Raw genomic sequence first — 1,322 nt, 5'->3', positions numbered from 1 at the left:
GCTCCTTATCCTTAGAGGTGCGATGAGACTTCGTTAACGCAAGTACGAATATCGCCTCTAGCAAATTGGTTTTGCCTTGAGCATTTTGCCCAAGAAATATATTGACCTTATTCGGCGTCTGTAAGTCAATCTCGCTGTAGTTCCGATAATTTTGCAGCTGTATGCTCGTTAAAAACACGTTTTGACCTCCCGGTCCGTTGGTGCGTTACTCTCTACCTACCGTAAAGACGCCGCAGCCTTCAACTTCTACTTTATCGCCAGCATACAATTTTCTTCCTCTGCGGTTATCCGCTTCTCCGTTAATAACGACAGTGTTTTCTTGAAGGAAAAACTTCGCATGACCGCCGGTTTGAATGCAATCAGAAAGCTTCAAAAATTGGCCCAGCGTTATATATTCCGTCTTGATGGCAATTTCTTTCATGAAAATAGGTCAGCCCTTTCTTGCTTATATTTGAGATTTAGCCCGTTGTTCTATAAGGCAAGATGACATACATGCTATATGCATGATCCATAGGACGAATAATAATAGGGCTCATTGCGCCTGTAAAGCCAATAAACAATTGCTCGCTATCAATAACTTTAAGGACGTCTAGCATATATTTAGAGTTAAATGCGATTCGAAGAGGCTCGCCGTTAAATTCTTTTGCTTCAAGCTGCTCCGTTACTCGTCCAAGTTCAGTCGAGCTGGATGAAATTTCAATCGTTCCATCTTCAAGCGTCATAAGGCGAACGATATTCGTTTTTTCCTCACGAGACATGAGGTAGGCACGATCAATCGCGTCCATCACATTTTTTGTATCAAGTACAAGTTCTGTTTTGAACGTTTGCGGAATAATTTTAGAAGTATCGGGATAAGTTCCGTCAAGGATACGTGTATAAAATAATACATTTCCGAGTTTAAACAACACTTGGTTGTCTGTTACAACGATATCGACAAGAGCATTTTGCTCTGGAACGAGCTTGGATAGCTCAATTAGTGTTTTCGCTGAAATGACGACATTGCTGAATTTGAGCTGTGCTTCTGTTTCAACTTGTGCCGTACGGCTTGCTAGACGGTGGCGGTCCGTTGCTACAAATTTCAATTCCCCTTCAAGCAAGTTCCAAAGTACACCTGTCAAAATAGGCGTTTGTTCACTTGCTGAGGCTGCAAGCACAGTTTGACGAATCATTGCTTTTAATAGATCGCCAGGCATTTGCAATATATCGTTTTGTTCGATGGAAGGAAGTACTGGAAATTCTTCCGGATCAAGTCCAACCATTTGTATTTCAGTAGAGCCCGAACGGATCATCGTCTGGTAAGTATTGCTCACATCGATAACGAC

Annotated in this window: 3 protein-coding genes; all 3 read right to left on the bottom strand. The window is 42.0% G+C overall.

Annotated features, from left to right (window positions below):
* The coding region (locus AB4Z17_RS33520) for an AAA family ATPase (RefSeq protein ID WP_441964772.1) at positions 1 to 178 on the bottom strand (178 nt) is incomplete at its 3' end.
* Between the two features lie 27 nt (positions 179 to 205).
* Positions 206 to 421, bottom strand: coding sequence for a S4 domain-containing protein YaaA (yaaA, locus tag AB4Z17_RS33515; protein WP_339205835.1), 216 nt, complete (start codon positions 419 to 421; stop codon positions 206 to 208).
* Between the two features lie 37 nt (positions 422 to 458).
* Positions 459 to 1,322: DNA polymerase III subunit beta (dnaN, locus tag AB4Z17_RS33510; protein ID WP_441964770.1), on the bottom strand; the 864-nt coding region annotated here is incomplete at its 5' end.

The sequence above is a fragment of the Paenibacillus sp. TAF43_2 genome (assembly GCF_052113545.1).
Lineage (GTDB): Bacteria > Bacillota > Bacilli > Paenibacillales > Paenibacillaceae > Pristimantibacillus.
This window is presented reverse-complemented; position numbering and strand designations above follow the sequence as displayed.

What these genes read in the sequence shown, in the direction of transcription:
- yaaA (WP_339205835.1), bottom strand. Translation starts at nt 421, where the DNA reads ATGAAAGAAATTGCCATCAAGACGGAATATATAACGCTGGGCCAATTT.